Source organism: Kitasatospora sp. MY 5-36, assembly GCF_001182915.1.
Classification (GTDB): Bacteria; Actinomycetota; Actinomycetes; order Streptomycetales; family Streptomycetaceae; genus Kitasatospora.
On sequence record NZ_LFVW01001177.1, the window covers coordinates 1 to 1,503 of the forward strand.

The 1,503-nt window shown below is 74.7% G+C and carries 1 protein-coding gene and 1 pseudogene; both read right to left on the reverse strand.

The genetic code is table 11. The features are described from left to right. Positions 1-590 (reverse strand): annotated as a pseudogene (locus AE652_RS41180) (hypothetical protein); the annotation flags it as partial. A 396-nt stretch (positions 591-986) separates the two neighbouring features. Beyond that, positions 987-1,503 (reverse strand): glycosyltransferase (locus AE652_RS41185; RefSeq protein WP_049661096.1); only part of this gene is annotated, 517 nt, incomplete at its 5' end.

Below are 1,503 nucleotides of genomic sequence, written 5' to 3' on the forward strand. Positions count from 1 at the left end.
CGGCCGAGCCGGCCGGCGCCGAGCACCAGGACGGGGCTGGGGCGGCTGCGGCGGATCCGCCGGACCAGGTGGTAGAGGACGGCGCGGCCGACGGCCACGATCAGCAGCTGGGCGCCGAGCAGGACGGTGAGCCGGGCCGGGCTGGCCGGGCCGCAGTCGGGCCAGTGGCCGCCGAGGCCGCCGGACAGGGTGACGGCGAAGGCGGTGGCGACCACGGCCCGGGCGGACAGCGCGGGCAGTTCGTCCAGGACGGACAGGGTGAGCCGGGGGCGGTAGAGGCCGCCGGCCAGGTTGAGCAGGAGCAGCAGGGGCAGGACGGCGGGGACGCCGAGCAGCGGGTCGAGCGGGGCGGCCGGGTCGAAGGCGCGGTTGGCGATGCCGCCGGCGGAGCACAGCGCGATGACGTCGGCCTGGACCAGGGCGAGCGACAGGGCCAGCCGGGAGCGGACCGTCCCACGGGACCGGTGCTGCGGCGGGACCGTCCGGAGGTGCGCCGCCCCCGCCGGCCGGTCGAGCAGCCCGGTGCCGGGCCGGCGGGGGCCGGACAGGGGTCCGCTCGATCGCGGCACACTCTCGTGGTCAATGGTCATCAGCGCACGATCTCCCCTGCTGTGTGCCCGGGGTGACGGTGCCCCGGCACCGGTTGGCGCGGGGCGGCCGTCCCGGCCCGGTGGGCGCGGTCCTGACAGCACCTGCTGCCGCTCGCGGCTTCCGGATGTCCGGCGGCGGGGCCGATCGCAAAGGAACTGGTCACGAAGAAGTCGGTCGCGAGGGGCCCAGCCGTGAATTCCCGACATGAAATCCGAACGAAGCAGGCAAAATCCGACAATACAGAACCGGGCGGTACAGGCCGGAAGTTGACTTGCCGATTCATTCCAGCCGCCCATTAATAGGTATTTCGGATTTGACGCCTCGCCTCCCTATCCGGCCGAGGGTGCGAATACGACAACGCCGGAAACGGCGGGCATTCACGGCATGTGAAACGATCAGATCCGCTCTGGGACACGGGCCCGGCGCCGCCCCGCCGCCGGTCCCGCGCCCAGCAGGTGGCGGTAGAGGACGTCAACCTGTTCGACCACGGTGCGCACGTCGTGCCGGCCCACCACGTGCTCGCGCAACCGGGCACCGCGCCGCTCGCATTCGATCGGATCTGACAGCGCGTCCCCCATACGGGTGGCGAGGGCCCGCGCGTCCTCGGGCGGGACCACCGCGTGTGCCAGCTCGGACGGCGGCAGGCACTCCCGGGCGCCGGGCACGTCGGTCAGCAGCACCGGACGGGCGGCCGCCATCGCCTCCAGCGGGGCCAGGGCCATCCCCTCCCAGCGTGAGGGCAGCACCACCAGGTCGGCCGCCGCCAGCCACGGGCGCGGGTCCGGCACGTCCCCGACCAGCCGGATCCGGGCGGGCTCGGCGGTCTGCCGGACCAGCTCCGCGACCCGCTGCTCCTCCGGCCCGCCGCCGACCAGGGCCAGCCGGGCCCGCGGCACCCGGCGCAGCACCTCC